General features: G+C 66.5%; 15 protein-coding genes. 9 read left to right on the plus strand and 6 right to left on the minus strand.

The features are described from left to right. Position 1 precedes the first annotated feature (1 nt). The gene (locus G6N42_RS06090) at positions 2-940 is read left to right on the plus strand and encodes an ATP-grasp domain-containing protein (RefSeq protein ID WP_163727432.1); all 939 of its coding nucleotides are present in this window, start codon (positions 2-4) and stop codon (positions 938-940) included. Here the strand turns inward: G6N42_RS06090 and G6N42_RS06095 are convergent. Both G6N42_RS06095 and G6N42_RS06100 read right to left on the minus strand, forming a co-directional pair. Next, positions 836-1,819 carry a COX15/CtaA family protein gene (locus G6N42_RS06095; protein WP_232076489.1) on the minus strand — a complete coding sequence of 328 codons (984 nt, stop codon included), beginning with the start codon at positions 1,817-1,819 and terminating at the stop codon, positions 836-838. The genes G6N42_RS06090 and G6N42_RS06095 overlap by 105 nt on opposite strands. Before the next feature lie 74 nt (positions 1,820-1,893). Next, entirely contained in the window at positions 1,894-2,466 is a 573-nt protein-coding gene (locus tag G6N42_RS06100) for a TetR/AcrR family transcriptional regulator (RefSeq protein ID WP_163727438.1), read from the minus strand. A gap of 85 nt (positions 2,467-2,551) precedes the next feature. Here G6N42_RS06100 and G6N42_RS06105 point away from each other — a divergent pair, with 85 nt between their 5' ends. Beyond that, positions 2,552-3,238, plus strand: coding sequence for a hypothetical protein (locus G6N42_RS06105; RefSeq protein WP_163727441.1), 687 nt, complete (start codon positions 2,552-2,554; stop codon positions 3,236-3,238). Here the strand turns inward: G6N42_RS06105 and G6N42_RS06110 are convergent. From G6N42_RS06110 to G6N42_RS06125, 4 genes are read right to left on the minus strand one after another with little or no spacing between them, the layout of a single operon-like run. Further along, positions 3,152-3,925, minus strand: a complete 774-nt coding sequence (locus tag G6N42_RS06110; protein WP_163727443.1) for an ABC transporter permease — start codon at positions 3,923-3,925, stop codon at positions 3,152-3,154. The two genes, G6N42_RS06105 and G6N42_RS06110, sit on opposite strands and share 87 nt — an antisense overlap. After that, positions 3,922-4,863 carry an ABC transporter ATP-binding protein gene (locus tag G6N42_RS06115; RefSeq protein ID WP_410506764.1) on the minus strand — a complete coding sequence of 314 codons (942 nt, stop codon included), beginning with the start codon at positions 4,861-4,863 and terminating at the stop codon, positions 3,922-3,924. Before G6N42_RS06115 ends, G6N42_RS06110 begins: the two co-directional genes overlap by 4 nt. Next, complete coding sequence (gene mptB, locus G6N42_RS06120) at positions 4,860-6,572, minus strand: polyprenol phosphomannose-dependent alpha 1,6 mannosyltransferase MptB (protein ID WP_163727447.1); 1,713 nt, start codon at positions 6,570-6,572, stop codon at positions 4,860-4,862. Before mptB ends, G6N42_RS06115 begins: the two co-directional genes overlap by 4 nt. A 16-nt stretch (positions 6,573-6,588) precedes the next feature. Further along, complete coding sequence (locus G6N42_RS06125; RefSeq protein ID WP_163727450.1) at positions 6,589-7,596, minus strand: NADP-dependent oxidoreductase; 1,008 nt, start codon at positions 7,594-7,596, stop codon at positions 6,589-6,591. A gap of 76 nt (positions 7,597-7,672) precedes the next feature. Between G6N42_RS06125 and G6N42_RS06130 the strand changes: the two genes are divergently transcribed. The 7 genes from G6N42_RS06130 to G6N42_RS06160 are packed head-to-tail and all read left to right on the plus strand — an operon-like array spanning position 7,673 to position 13,854. After that, the gene (locus G6N42_RS06130) at positions 7,673-8,392 is read left to right on the plus strand and encodes a helix-turn-helix transcriptional regulator (protein ID WP_286201637.1); all 720 of its coding nucleotides are present in this window, start codon (positions 7,673-7,675) and stop codon (positions 8,390-8,392) included. Next, a complete protein-coding gene (gene sufB / locus G6N42_RS06135; RefSeq protein WP_163727453.1) occupies positions 8,389-9,816 on the plus strand; it encodes a Fe-S cluster assembly protein SufB in 1,428 nt (475 codons plus the stop codon). The genes G6N42_RS06130 and sufB overlap by 4 nt, the downstream gene beginning before the upstream one ends. After that, positions 9,817-10,995, plus strand: coding sequence for a Fe-S cluster assembly protein SufD (gene sufD, locus G6N42_RS06140; protein ID WP_163727456.1), 1,179 nt, complete (start codon positions 9,817-9,819; stop codon positions 10,993-10,995). Beyond that, on the plus strand, positions 10,992-11,759 hold the full coding sequence (sufC, locus tag G6N42_RS06145; protein ID WP_163727458.1) for a Fe-S cluster assembly ATPase SufC: 768 nt from the start codon (positions 10,992-10,994) through the stop codon (positions 11,757-11,759). The genes sufD and sufC overlap by 4 nt, the downstream gene beginning before the upstream one ends. A 1-nt stretch (position 11,760) precedes the next feature. Then, positions 11,761-13,032 carry a cysteine desulfurase gene (locus G6N42_RS06150; RefSeq protein WP_163727461.1) on the plus strand — a complete coding sequence of 424 codons (1,272 nt, stop codon included), beginning with the start codon at positions 11,761-11,763 and terminating at the stop codon, positions 13,030-13,032. After that, the gene (sufU, locus tag G6N42_RS06155) at positions 13,029-13,529 is read left to right on the plus strand and encodes a Fe-S cluster assembly sulfur transfer protein SufU (RefSeq protein ID WP_163727464.1); all 501 of its coding nucleotides are present in this window, start codon (positions 13,029-13,031) and stop codon (positions 13,527-13,529) included. Before G6N42_RS06150 ends, sufU begins: the two co-directional genes overlap by 4 nt. Continuing rightward, on the plus strand, positions 13,507-13,854 hold the full coding sequence (locus G6N42_RS06160; RefSeq protein WP_083123407.1) for a metal-sulfur cluster assembly factor: 348 nt from the start codon (positions 13,507-13,509) through the stop codon (positions 13,852-13,854). Before sufU ends, G6N42_RS06160 begins: the two co-directional genes overlap by 23 nt. Positions 13,855-13,860: the final 6 nt, after the last annotated feature.

Below are 13,860 nucleotides of genomic sequence, written 5' to 3' on the forward strand. Positions count from 1 at the left end.
TATGAAGCTGGCCCGCCCCGACGTCTTCCATCCGCGCATCGTGCTGGCCGGCTGCCAGGCGTTACCCGAGGGCGACGGTGACGATGACGAACTCGTTGCGGCGCTGCGCCGGCGAGGACTGCACGCCCGCTGGCTGCCCTGGGACGATCCCGACACGCTGGAGGCTGACCTGGTGATTCTGCGGGCGACGTGGGACTACATCGAGCGGCTCGACGAGTTCCTCGAATGGACGACGAAAGTCCGCAACCTCGTCAACCCTCCCGCAGTGGTCTCGTGGAACACCGACAAGACATATCTGGCCGACCTCGCCGAGGCCGGTGTGCCCGTCATCCCGAGCACGTTCATCGCCCCGGGCGAGCGGGTGCAGCTGCCGAGGGGCGAAATCGTCGTCAAACCTGCTGTTGGCGCGGGATCTGTTGGCGCACAACGGTTCCGCGATACTCAAGCGGCCCGTCGTCACATCGCGTCGCTGCACGACGACGGCCGGACGGCTTTGGTGCAGCCCTACGACCGGCGTGTCGAAAACGGCGAGACGGCCCTGGTCTTCCTGAGCGGCCGCCAGTCGCATGCGTTCACCAAGGGGCCGATCCTGCCGTCGCCGGGAAGTCAGCCCGCGTTCGACGACTCGGGCACGTACGCCGAGGAGTCGCTGACCCCGGCCGAGCCGGACTTCGAGCTGTGGGACGTCGGGCACGCTGCACTGTCGGCGGCGGCCGCGCGCCTTGGCATCCACGCGGCCGAGCTGCTGTACGCGCGGGTCGATGTGATCGGTGGACCAGACGATCCGCAACTGCTGGAGCTCGAACTCGTCGAACCGTCGCTGGGGTGGCGGCAGCTAGACGCCGCTACCCGGAGCGGCAGGCAACGCGACTTCGCCGTCGGGGTCGAGGACACCCTCGAGCGCCTCGGGCTCGGCCCGCTCTCGCATCGACGCCCATAGCGCGGCGGTGGCCGCCGTGCATGTGGCCGCACCGGCGACGTGCAGCGCCACCAGAGCGGCGGGGATACCGAGGGCGTATTGCACGCGCCCGACAAGAGCTTGCGCAGCCACGAGAACCAGCAGCACGGCGAGTCGCCTGACGACCGGTCGTGCTGCGTTGACCGCGCGCAGCCCGAACACCAAAGCCACCAACAGTGACAGGTAAGCCACCAACAACGTTGCGTGCAGCTGCACCAGGGTGACGATTTCCAGTTCAAGCCGCGGCACCGGCTGGGTGATGCTCTTGTCGCCGGCGTGCGGGCCGGCACCGGTGACCAGCGTCCCCGTGACGAGCACGGTCGCCAGCGCGACGGCGCTCAGGACGGTCAACTGGCGCAACGGTTTCGGAACGCGGTGCCGTACCGCGCCGCCGTCGGGCTCGCCGATCTTCACGAAGAGCAGCACCGAGACCCAGACCATGGTCATCGACGCCAGGAGGTGAATGGCGACCGTCCACCACAGCAGGCCGGTCAGCACCGTGATGCCACCGATCACGGCCTGAACAACCGTCGACGCCGGCATCAGCCACGCGTAGATCAGGACCTCGCGGCGCCTGCGGGCACGCGTGACAGCCAGGACCGCCAACGCCGCGGTGAGTACCACCAGGAAGGTGATCATCCGGTTGCCGAACTCAACGGCCTGATGGATGCCCGCGACCTCGGGGTGCGGGATCGGGGTGAAGCTGCCGGGGAAGCACTGCGGCCAGGTCGGGCAGCCGAGGCCCGAGGCGGTGACGCGGACGATGGCGCCGGTCACCGCGATACCGCCCTGGGTCAGGATGACGGCGGCGGCGATGGCGCGCTGGACCCGCAGGCTCGGCAACGGCAGAAGGTCGACCAGTCGCAGGAAGATTCGTCCGACGGGCACGGACTCGATGGTAGAGCAGTACTAACTACACGCTGTAGTAGGGCTGCTTATCCGCGCGGCGCGACGAACGGCACCAGGACCTCGTCGACCAGCTGCACGACGAGGTCGTCATCGATCGGGTCTCCGGTGATCAACAGGCGATGCCACAGCACGCTCTGCCCGAGCTCACGGGCGATCTCGACGGGCACGTCGGGCCGCACGTCGCCACGTTCTATGCCGCGGGCCAGCAGGGCGGCCATCTCTGCCTTGCGCCACCCGATGACGTCCTGCCGAAACGCCGACGTCAACTCTGGATCGTGGGCCGCCGCGGCGACGGCGGCACGCAGCACGGTGGACTCCGGCCCGGTGAACAACGCCGCCCACCCGCGCAGGATCGCGAGCATGTCGCTGCGGTAGCTGCCGGTGTCCTCGTGGGGGATTGCCGCGGTCGCGATGCGCAGCAAGGTGTCGCGCAACAACGCGCCGCGGTCCGTCCACCGCCGGTACAGCACCGGCTTGCTGGTCCGCGCAGCGGCGGCGACGGCCTCCATGGTCACCCCCGCGGGCCCGTGTTCCGCGAGCAGCGCCAGGACGGCTGCCCGGATGGCCGTGTCCAGTTCGTCGCCGCGACGCCGCCGCATCACACCTCCCAAAGAAACGCTTGCGTATCTTACGACAACAGCCTAGCCTGGTGTAAGAAACGCTACCGTATCTTGGAGGAAGATCATGGCTCGTCCGGTGCTCTATCCGTTGCGATCCGTCGACACCGCGACGGTGCAATGCAGTAATCATCCGCATGGCCGGCGCCGCATCACGATCGATCATCAGCCGCTGACCGGAGTCACCCCGGCGATGCTGCTCGACTGGTTCACCCATCTCGACGGCACGATCTCCTACGGCGGTGCGGTCATCGACCGCTACCTCGCATGGCATCCGATCGACCACATCAACTGGGAACTCGCGCGGCAGGCGGCAGGTGGGGGTGCGGCCGAAGGCGCGCGGTTTCGCATGGTCGAGGCGTTCGGCGGCAGGCCCGAATACCAGATCGACGAGATCGCCCGCGTCGAGAAACTCGACCAGACCGGTATCCGGTTGGTCAAGCGGATTGCCGGAATCCCGGTCTTCCAGCTCGAGCACACGTGGTCGGCGGGCGCCGATGGCGCGCACTACGTCACGGTGATGGACCTCGGCGTGCGGTCTGCACTGCTGGCCGCGGTCAACCACGTCGTACGCCGGCGCTTCCCCGAAGACAAGGTGCACGCCTGGGTCAGGCACAACATCGAGGAAGTCGGGCAGCTGGAATACCTGCTACCGCAACTGGAGACGTCAGGTGAAGCGGAACCAGCGCAGGGCGCACAGGGCCGCAACGGCACCCCACACCGCGAGTACCGCGAGGCCGAACCAGTCAATTGACGGCGTCATCGCCTGCGACAGCGCCTCGGTCAGCGCTCCGGACGGCGTGAGCCGAGCGATCCACGCCAGCGCGGTGGGCACCATGTCGCTCTCGACCGTCAGTGCGCCAAGGCCGGCGAACACAAACCACAGCAGGTTCGCCACCGCCAGCACGATCTCGGCGCGCAGCGTCCCGCCCAGCAGCAGGCCGAGCGCGGCGAAACCCGCCGTGCCCAGTGCGATGATCACCGCTCCCAATGCCAGACCGGCGATCGGCGGACGCCATCCCAGCGCAAAGCCTATGGTGCCCAGCACAATTGCCTGAAGGAACACCACGGCGACCACCGCAAGGGATTTGCCCGCGATGATGCCCCAGACCGGCAGCGCGGTTGCGCCAAGGCGTTTCAAGGCGCCATAGCGACGGTCGAACGCGACGGCGATGGCCTGTCCGGTGAAGGCCGTGGAGATCACCGCGAGCGCCATGATCGCGGGAACGAACGTCGCCGCACGGTTGTCGCCGAACGAACCGAACGGCAGCAACGTCAGGCCCACCAGCAAGGTGATCGGGATGAACATGGTCAACAACAGCTGCTCACCGTTGCGCAGCAGAAGCTTCAGCTCGAGGCCGAACTGCGCGGTCAGCATCTTCTGCACCGTGGCCGAATGCGGGTCCGGCGTGAAAGTGCCTGGCGCAAAGCGATTCGTCATCGCAACTCCCGCCCGGTCAAGTCGAGGAATACGTCCTCGAGACTGCGTTGCTCCACCCGCATATCGGTGGCCAGCACGTTGACCCGTGCGCACCACGCGGTCACGGTGGCCAGCACCTGGGGGTCGATGTCGCCCTCGACGAGGTATTCGCCTGGCGCCGTCTCGGTCGCCTTGTAGGTCTCGGGAAGCGCCGATATCAACAGTGACAGGTCGAGCATTCGTGGTGCGCGGAACCGCAATTGGTTCTCGGCACCGCTGCGCATGAGCTCCTCGGGCGTTCCGCTGGCCACCGCGACACCGTGATCGATGATGACGATGCGGTCGGCCAGTTCCTCGGCTTCGGTCAGCTGATGGGTGGTCAGCACGACGGTCACGCCGTCGCGGCGCAGTCCATCGATCAACTCCCACACCACGATTCGGGCGTGCGCATCCATGCCCGCGGTCGGCTCGTCGAGGAACACCAGCTCGGGCCTGCCCACCACGGCGCACGCGAGCGCCAGCCGCTGCTGCTGGCCTCCCGAGAGCCTGCGGTAGGTGGTGCGCGCCGACTCCGTCAGGCCCAGCGTGTCCATCAACCACTTCGGGTCCAGTGGGTTCGAGGTGTAGGAGGCGACGAGGTCCAGCATTTCGCCCGCCCGCGCCGCGGGATACGCGCCGCCGCCCTGCAGCATCACGCCGATCCGTTCGCGGACAGCGGCGTTATCGCCGAACGGATCCAGTCCGAGGATCTCGATCGTGCCCGAGTCGGGCTTGATGAAGCCCTCGCACATCTCGACCGTCGTGGTCTTGCCCGCACCGTTGGGGCCGAGCAGCGCGAGCACCTCGGCGGTCTTGACGTCGAGGTCGAGACCTGCCACCGCCGTCGTCGACCCATACCGCTTGGTGACCCCGCGCAGACGCACGGGGACCGAGGAAGCCCCTGATCCTGGGTGGGTCACGGGGATTCAGCGTAGGCGTCGGGCTTCACCGGTGGGATCGGCGGTAGCGGAGACTTCTCGGCAGCGGGCTGGGCGCCGTCGTCGGTGGTGTTCTCGCCGGGGACCCTTCGCCACGGCAGATGGTTGTAGGTCAGCGCCATGAGCAGCAGCGCGATGACCGTGCTCGCCACGACGGCCAGCAGGATTTGGAACAAGGTGAAGCGGTCGCCGTTGGCCGTCGGGCCGAAGATGCCCACCACCAACGTGACCACGATCGTCGTCGTGCGGAACGCGGGGCGGGTGGCCCATGCGGCGAGCGGAATGACTGCCCAGAGCACGTACCAGGGCTGGACCACCGGGAACAGCAGCACCGTCAGACCGAGTGCGACACCGAGTCCGCCGACCGGGTGCAGCCGCCCGCGGAGCACGGCCAGCAGCAGCCACGTCACCAGCACCGCGATGATGCTGACACCGATGGCACGGGTCAGGCCGAGGATCGCGGTGGTGTGGTCGCCGAGCCCGAGCAGAATCCCGACCTGTCCGGTGCCCAGCGCGGCCAACGTCGGCAGGGACATCCAGCTACGCACGACGTTCGCGGTGCCCAGCGTGAACAGCCAGCCGAACCCGAGGCCGCTGGCCCAGCCGATCAGCGCCATCACCGCCACCGACACCGCGGTGAGCGATCCGCCGGCGAGGACGAACGCCTTGAAGGTGCCGCCCCATCGGCACGCCAGCGCCATGGCGACGAAGCCGAGCGCGAGCAGCGACGGCAGCTTGACCTGTGAGGACATCGTGATCAGCACCACGCCGATCAGGAGCATCAACGACGGCCGCCAGTGTGCCCAGGCGTCCGGGCCCTGGGGCCAGGCCAGTGGTTTCGGGATCAACGGCCGGGCGGCATCGATGCCACGCAACGCGAACTCGGTGCCCGCGAGCATCAGGCCCAGCATCAACGCCTCGTTGTGGATGCCTGCGACCAGATGCATGATCAGCAGCGGGTTGGCCGCGCCTAGCCACAGCGCACTCACCTCGGCCACACCGCACCGCCGCGCCAAACGTGGTGTGGCCCAGACGATCAGGCCCACACCCAGTAGCACCACCAGTCGATGACAGAGCACCGCGGCCACGATGTTCTCACCGGTGATACGCGATATCCCCTCACCGATCCACAGAAACAGCGGTCCGTACGGCGCCGGGGTCTCCCGCCACATGTTCGGTACCGACAGCGTGAAGACGTGATCCAGCCCGAGACCGGGCGCGGGACCGACGCGGTACGGATCAAGGCCTTTGACGGCGATCTCGCTCTGCGCCAGATAGGAGTAGACGTCGCGGCTGTACATCGGCGGCGCGATGAGCAGGGGCAGCACCCACAGCAGCAGCGTGCGGTCCAGTTGGCTGCGGGACATGCGGCGATTGCCGAGGGCGAAGCGTCCGAGCATCAACCACGCGAGCGCCATCATCACCGCGCCGGTGGTCGTCATGGTCAGCGAGACCGTCTGAATCCGCGACGGGAGGTTGAGTAAGCGAACCCCGAACGTCGGATCCTGCACCACAGGCCGGGCGCCGACACCCAGCGCCCCGATCGCCATCAGTACCGTGCCGGTCGCGCCGAACAGGCGCGTCCGGCGCATCGCGATGACTTCGGTGTCGTTGAGTGGTGAGCCCACGGCGCGCTCGTCGGCGTGCCATCTGGCAATCGACGAGCTGAGGGAGCCGGGGCGCGCGGCCATCAGTGCAGCGTAATCGTTAGAGCGCGACGATCACCTTGCCGGTGTTTCCACCGTTGAACAACAGGTTCAGTGCGTCGGGTGCCTTCTCGAGGCCCTCGACGACGTGCTCGGACGACTTGATCTTGCCTTCGGCGATCCAGCCCGCCATCTCCAGCTGCGCGGCGGGGAAGCGGTCGAGGTAGTCGAGGATGATGAAGCCTTCCATGCGTCCGCGGCGCACGAGCAGGGTCAGATAGTTGCTCGGACCCACCGGCGGGCCGTCGTCGTTGTAGGTGGAGATCGCGCCGCACAGCACGACGCGGCCGCGCAGCGCCAGATTCGCGAGACAGTCGTTGAGTATCGACCCGCCGACGTTGTCGAAGTAGAGGTCGATGCCGTCGGGGCAGGCGTCGTGAAGACGCGCGGCGACGTTCTCGGACTTGTAGTCGATCGCCTCGTCGAAGCCGAGGTCGTCGACGATGTGGGCGCACTTCTCGGGTCCGCCCGCGATCCCGACGACCTTCTTCGCACCCTTGATCTTCGCGATCTGTCCAGCCGCCGAGCCGGTGGCGCCCGCGGCGCCGGAGACCACCACGACGTCGCCCTCTTTGATCCGCCCGACGTCGGTGATGCCGAAGTAGGCGGTCATCCCGGTGACGCCGAGGATGCCGATGGCGATTCCGGGTGGCACGCCGTCCGGCAGCACGGTCATCGCCTTCTCACCCCCATCCGCGATCACGTAGTCCTGCCATCCGGTCATGCCGAACAGCAGTTGGCCGGGCTGATACGCATCGGTCCGGCTCTCGATGACCTCACCGACGCCGCCGCTGCGGATGACCTCGCCGATCTGGATCGGCGGCAGGTAGCTGGGCACGTCGTCCATCCACGTGCGAATCGTGGGGTCGATGGACAGATATCGGACCTTCACCAGGGCCTCGCCCTCGGCGGGTTCGGGTGCCGGTTCCGGCTCCATCCGCACGGTGCTCTCATCGACGAGGCCGGAGGGACGGGTGGCCAGGACGAGTCGTCGGTTCGTTTCGCTCACCCGGCGATCGTATGACGGGGCTCACGTAAGGGTGGCCTTGCTAGACCGGGTTTCCGAATTCCGTCACAATGGTGTTGTGAAATTCGGCCCGGACGGAACTGATCGCCACACCCGTGGCGCCATCGTCCGGCATCTGCTGGAGGCCGGACCCGTCACCGCAGGTGAGATAGGCGAACAGCTCGGAATCTCGGCCGCGGGCGTGCGCAGACATCTCGACGCACTGATGGACGCCGGAGATGCGCAGTCCAGCGCGGCAGCGGCCTGGCAACACAGCGGGCGGGGACGTCCCGCCAAGCGCTACCGGCTGACGGCGGCCGGACGCGCCAAGATGGGTCACGCCTATGACGACCTGGCGGCCGCAGCCATGCGCCAGCTACGCGAGATCGGTGGCGACGAAGCCGTGCGGACCTTCGCCCGCCGCCGTATCGACACCATCCTGTCGGGAGTAACCGAGGGACCCGATGACGTTGAATCGGTCGTCGAGCGTGTAGCGGGAGCACTGACCGAGGCCGGGTACGCTGCCACCGCCACAGAGGTGAGCGCTCCGCTGCACGGGATCGAGCTCTGCCAGCATCACTGCCCGGTATCGCATGTCGCCGAGGAATTCCCGGAATTGTGCGAAACCGAGCGAGAGGCGTTTGCCGAGATCCTGGGCACGCACGTACAGAGGCTCGCCACGATCGTCAACGGCGACTGCGCGTGCACGACGCACGTCCCGCTCACCGAGACCAACACCCTTCGGCACACAGCCCGAGCCGAAGCCACCACCACGAGCAAGCTAGGAGCGTCGACATGACGACCACCCCCGAGGCCCTGACCCAGGAGCAGACCATTGAGTCGCTGGGTCGATACGGCTATGGCTGGGCGGATTCCGACGTCGCGGGCGCCAGCGCCCAGCGCGGGCTGTCCGAGGCAGTGGTGCGCGACATCTCCGCCAAGAAGAGCGAGCCCGAGTGGATGCTCGAGATGCGGCTGAAGGCGCTGCGCACGTTCGACAAGAAGCCGATGCCGAACTGGGGGTCCAACCTCGAGGGCATCTACTTCGACAACATCAAGTACTTCGTGCGGTCCAGCGAGAAGCAGGCCGCCACGTGGGATGACCTGCCCGAGGACATCAGGAACACCTACGACAAGCTCGGCATCCCCGAGGCGGAGAAGCAGCGCCTGGTGTCCGGTGTCGCCGCGCAGTACGAGTCGGAGGTCGTCTATCACTCCATCCGTGAGGATCTAGAGGCCCAGGGCGTCATCTTCCTCGACACCGACACCGCTCTGAAAGAGCATCCGGAGCTTTTCAAGCAGTACTTCGGCACCGTCATCCCCGCCGGAGACAACAAGTTCTCCGCTTTGAACACCGCGGTGTGGTCGGGCGGTTCGTTCATCTACGTGCCGAAGGGCGTGCACGTCGACATTCCGCTGCAGGCCTACTTCCGGATCAACACCGAGAACATGGGCCAGTTCGAGCGGACGCTGATCATCGTCGACGAAGACGCCTACGTGCATTACGTCGAGGGGTGTACGGCACCGATCTACAAGAGCGACTCCTTGCACTCGGCCGTCGTCGAGATCATCGTGAAGCCCGGTGGCCGTTGCCGTTACACAACCATTCAGAACTGGTCGAACAACGTCTACAACCTCGTCACCAAGCGGGCGCGCGCCGAGGCCGGCGCCACGATGGAGTGGGTCGACGGCAACATCGGCTCGAAGGTCACGATGAAGTACCCCGCCGTGTGGATGACCGGCGAGCACGCCAAGGGCGAGGTGCTCTCGGTGGCGTTCGCGGGCGAGGGTCAGCATCAGGACACCGGCGCGAAGATGCTTCACCTGGCGCCGAACACCTCGAGCAACATCGTGTCGAAGTCCGTCGCGCGCGGCGGCGGTCGCGCGTCCTATCGTGGCCTGGTTCAGGTCAACAAGGGTGCGCACGGCTCGCGGTCCAGCGTGAAATGCGATGCGCTGCTTGTCGACACCATCAGCCGCAGTGACACCTATCCGTATGTCGACATCCGCGAGGACGACGTCACGATGGGCCACGAGGCCACGGTGTCGAAGGTCAGCGAGGATCAGCTGTTCTATCTGATGAGCCGCGGGATGACCGAGGACGAGGCGATGGCGATGGTCGTTCGCGGCTTCGTCGAGCCCATCGCGAAGGAACTCCCGATGGAGTATGCGCTCGAGCTGAACCGTCTGATCGAGCTGCAGATGGAAGGCGCGGTCGGCTAGATGACTCAGAACCTCACCAATGCGGTCGAGGGCGCCAACAAAGGGGAGTTGTTCACGTCGTTCGACGTCGACGCCTTCGAGGTGCCCGGCGGCCGCGACGAGATCTGGCGCTTCACCCCGCTCAAGCGCCTACGCGGTCTGCACGACGGATCCGCTGTAGCCACCGGCGCGGCAAGTATCGAGGTGTCCGAATGCGCAGGCGTCACCGTGGAAACGGTGCGCCGCGGCGACGAGCGCCTCGGCCAGGGCGGCGTGCCCGCTGATCGAGTTGCCGCCCAAGCGTTCTCGTCGTTCAACAGCGCGACCCTGGTGACCGTCCCGAGGAACGTCGTCTGCGAACAGCCCATCGAAATCGGCATCACCGGCCCGGGCGAGGGTGCGACGGCCTACGGTCACCTGCAGGTGCGGGTGGGCGAGCTCGGCGAAGCCGTGGTCGTCATCGATCATCGTGGCAGCGGAACCTACGCCGACAACGTCGAATTCGTCGTCGAGGACGCAGCGCGTCTGACCGTCGTCTCGATCGCTGACTGGGCCGACGACGCCGTTCACGTCAGCAGCCATCACGCTGCGCTGGGCAAGGATGCGGTGCTGCGGCACGTCGCGGTCACCCTGGGCGGCGACCTGGTGCGGCTCACCGCGCGGACCAAGTTCTGTGCGCCGGGCGGCGACGCCGAGCTGCTCGGCCTGTACTTCGCCGACGATGGCCAGCACTTCGAATCCCGTCTGCTCGTCGACCACGCCCAGCCCAACTGCCGCTCACACGTCACGTACAAGGGTGCGCTGCAAGGTGATCCGGACTCCACGAAACCCGATGCGCACACCGTGTGGGTCGGCGACGTGCTGATCCGGGCCGCGGCGACGGGCACCGACACGTTCGAGACCAACCGCAACCTCGTGCTCACCGACGGCGCCCGCGCCGACTCGGTGCCCAACCTCGAAATCGAAACCGGCGAGATCGCCGGCGCCGGGCACGCCAGTGCCACCGGACGTTTCGACGACGAGCAGCTGTTTTACCTGCAGGCACGCGGTATCCCCGAAGACCAGGCCAGGCGTCTTGTCGTCCGGGGCTTCTTCGGCGAGCTCATTCAGAAGATCGCCGTCCCCGCAGTGCGAGAACGCCTCACCGAGGCCATCGAACACGAACTAGAGATCACCGAATCGAGGACAGCCACCTCATGACCACACTGGAAATCAAGGACCTGCACGTCAGCGTCGTCTCCAAGGAAGACGGGACCGATATCCCGATCCTGAAAGGCGTCACGCTCACCGTGAACTCGGGGGAGACCCACGCGCTGATGGGCCCCAACGGGTCCGGCAAGTCGACGCTGTCGTACGCCGTCGCGGGTCATCCGAAGTACACCGTGACGTCCGGCTCGATCACGCTGGACGGTCAGGATGTGCTCGAGATGAGCATCGACGAACGCGCCCGCGCCGGCCTGTTTCTCGCCATGCAGTACCCCGTCGAGGTGCCCGGGGTGTCGATGTCGAACTTCCTTCGCACCGCCGCCACCGCCGTGCGTGGTGAGGCACCCAAGCTGCGGCACTGGGTCAAAGAGGTCAAGAGCGCCATGGAGGGCCTCGACATCGACCCGTCGTTCTCCGAACGCAGTGTCAACGAAGGCTTTTCCGGCGGTGAGAAGAAGCGCCACGAGATTCTGCAGCTGGAACTGCTCAAGCCCAAGATCGCGATCCTCGACGAGACGGACTCCGGTTTGGATGTCGACGCACTGCGGGTCGTCAGCGAAGGTGTGAACCGGTACGCCGAAGCGGCTGACGGAGGGCTGCTGCTCATCACGCACTACACCCGCATCCTGCGCTACATCCAGCCTCAGTTCGTGCACGTGTTCGTGGGCGGCCGCATCGTCGAATCCGGTGGTCCCGAGCTGGCCGACGAACTCGACGCCAACGGATACGAGCGCTTTACCCAGGCGGTCGGAGCCTGACATGACCACGTCGGTCGAGAAGTCGGCGCAGGCCCTCGATCTCAACCTGGACGTCGCGCGGATCAGGGCGGACTTCCCGATCCTTGCTCGCGTCATGCGCAGCGGAAACCAGTTGGCGTACCTCGATTCCGGCGCCACCTCGCAACGGCCGCTGCAGGTTCTCGACGCCGAGCGTGACTTCTTGACCACATCCAACGGCGCGGTCCACCGCGGGGCGCACCAGCTGATGGAGGAGTCCACTGACGCCTACGAGAACGGCCGCGCCGACGTCGCGGCCTTCGTCGGCGCCGACACCGACGAGCTGGTGTTCACGAAGAACGCCACCGAAGCCATCAACCTGGTGTCCTATGCGGTCGGTGACGATCGATTCCCCAGAGCGATCGGCCCCGGCGATGTCATCGTCACCACCGAGCTAGAGCACCACGCGAACCTGATCCCGTGGCAGGAGCTGGCAAGACGTACCGGTGCCACGCTGCGCTGGTACGGCGTCACCGACGATGGGCGGATCGACCTCGATTCGCTGGAGCTCGACGAGCGCGTGAAACTGGTTGCGTTCAGCCATCATTCGAACGTCACTGGCGCAGTGGCCCCCGTGGCCGAACTGGTGGCGCGGGCCAACGCGGTTGGCGCGCTGACGGTGCTGGACGCCTGCCAGTCGGTGCCGCACCAGCCGGTCGACTTCCATGGACTCGACGTCGACTTCGCGGCCTTCTCCGGGCACAAAATGCTGGGGCCCAACGGTATCGGCGTGCTCTATGGCAGGCGTGAGGTGCTCGAACAGCTGCCCCCGTTCATCACCGGCGGCTCGATGATCGAGACGGTGACGATGGAGACCACCACCTACGCGCCCGCACCACAGCGCTTCGAGGCCGGGACACCGATGACATCCCAGGTCGTCGGACTTGCCGCGGCCGCACGGTATCTGACCGAGATCGGAATGCCTGCCGTCGAGGCGCACGAAGCCGAATTGGTGGCCGCGACGCTGAACGGGCTGGCCTCCGTCGATGGCGTGCGCATCATCGGACCGACGACCATGGGGCATCGCGGCTCTCCGGTGTCGTTCGTACTCGACGGCGTGCACGCCCACGACGTCGGTCAGGTGCTCGACGACGAGGGCGTCGCGGTGCGCGTCGGACACCACTGTGCGTGGCCGTTGCATCGCCGGTTCGGCATCGCGGCGACCGCGCGGGCGTCCTTCGCCGTCTACAACACTCACGACGAGGTCGACCGCCTGGTCGCCGGCGTCAAGCGGGCGGTGGAGTTCTTCGCGTGAGACTCGAGCAGATGTATCAGGAAGTGATCCTCGATCACTACAAGCACCCGCATCATCGGGGATTGCGCGAGCCGTACAACGCGGAGTCCTATCAGGTGAACCCGACGTGCGGGGACGAGGTGACGCTGCGCGTGACGCTGTCCGACGACGGCGAGCAGGTCTCCGATATCTCGTATGACGGGCAGGGTTGTTCGATCAGCCAGGCCTCGACGTCGGTGCTCACCGATCAGGTGATCGGGCAGGACATCGGTACGGCGCTGAAGACGGTCGCGGCGTTCACCGAGATGATTTCGTCGCGCGGCGCGGTCGAGGGCGACGAGGATGTGATCGGAGACGGCATCGCGTTCGCGGGTGTCTCGAAGTACCCGGCGCGGGTGAAATGCGCGCTGCTGGGTTGGATGGCCTTCAAGGCCGCGCTCGCGGAGGCGAGCGCATCGAGCGGAGTGTTAGCTCCAATGATTGAGGAGATTTCAGATGAGCGACACCGCAGTGCCTAGCGAGGAAATGCTCGCCGACCTGGAAGAGGCGATGCGCGACGTCGTCGATCCGGAGCTCGGGATCAACGTCGTCGACCTCGGTCTTGTCTACGGCTTGAACGTCGAGAAGGGCGAGCAGGGCGACGTCGCGTTGATCGACATGACGCTGACGTCGGCGGCCTGCCCGCTGACCGACGTGATCGAGGACCAGTCGCGTACCGCACTGGTCGGCAGCGGTCTGGTCAAGGAGATCAAGATCAACTGGGTGTGGAATCCGCCGTGGGGACCGGACAAGATCACCGAGGATGGCCGCGAACAGCTTCGCGCGTTGGGCTTTACCGTCTGACCGACG

It is taken from the genome of Mycobacterium gallinarum (genome assembly GCF_010726765.1).
Lineage (GTDB): Bacteria > Actinomycetota > Actinomycetes > Mycobacteriales > Mycobacteriaceae > Mycobacterium > Mycobacterium gallinarum.

Excerpts from the sequence above, each read along its gene's own strand:
- G6N42_RS06090 (WP_163727432.1), top strand. The coding sequence starts at position 2 with ATGAAGCTGGCCCGCCCCGACGTCTTCCATCCGCGCATCGTGCTGGCC.
- G6N42_RS06100 (WP_163727438.1), bottom strand. The coding sequence starts at position 2,466 with ATGCGGCGGCGTCGCGGCGACGAACTGGACACGGCCATCCGGGCAGCC.
- G6N42_RS06105 (WP_163727441.1), top strand. The coding sequence starts at position 2,552 with ATGGCTCGTCCGGTGCTCTATCCGTTGCGATCCGTCGACACCGCGACG.
- G6N42_RS06110 (WP_163727443.1), bottom strand. The coding sequence starts at position 3,925 with ATGACGAATCGCTTTGCGCCAGGCACTTTCACGCCGGACCCGCATTCG.
- mptB (WP_163727447.1), bottom strand. The coding sequence starts at position 6,572 with ATGGCCGCGCGCCCCGGCTCCCTCAGCTCGTCGATTGCCAGATGGCAC.
- sufB (WP_163727453.1), top strand. The coding sequence starts at position 8,389 with ATGACGACCACCCCCGAGGCCCTGACCCAGGAGCAGACCATTGAGTCG.
- sufD (WP_163727456.1), top strand. The coding sequence starts at position 9,817 with ATGACTCAGAACCTCACCAATGCGGTCGAGGGCGCCAACAAAGGGGAG.
- sufC (WP_163727458.1), top strand. The coding sequence starts at position 10,992 with ATGACCACACTGGAAATCAAGGACCTGCACGTCAGCGTCGTCTCCAAG.
- G6N42_RS06150 (WP_163727461.1), top strand. The coding sequence starts at position 11,761 with ATGACCACGTCGGTCGAGAAGTCGGCGCAGGCCCTCGATCTCAACCTG.
- G6N42_RS06160 (WP_083123407.1), top strand. The coding sequence starts at position 13,507 with ATGAGCGACACCGCAGTGCCTAGCGAGGAAATGCTCGCCGACCTGGAA.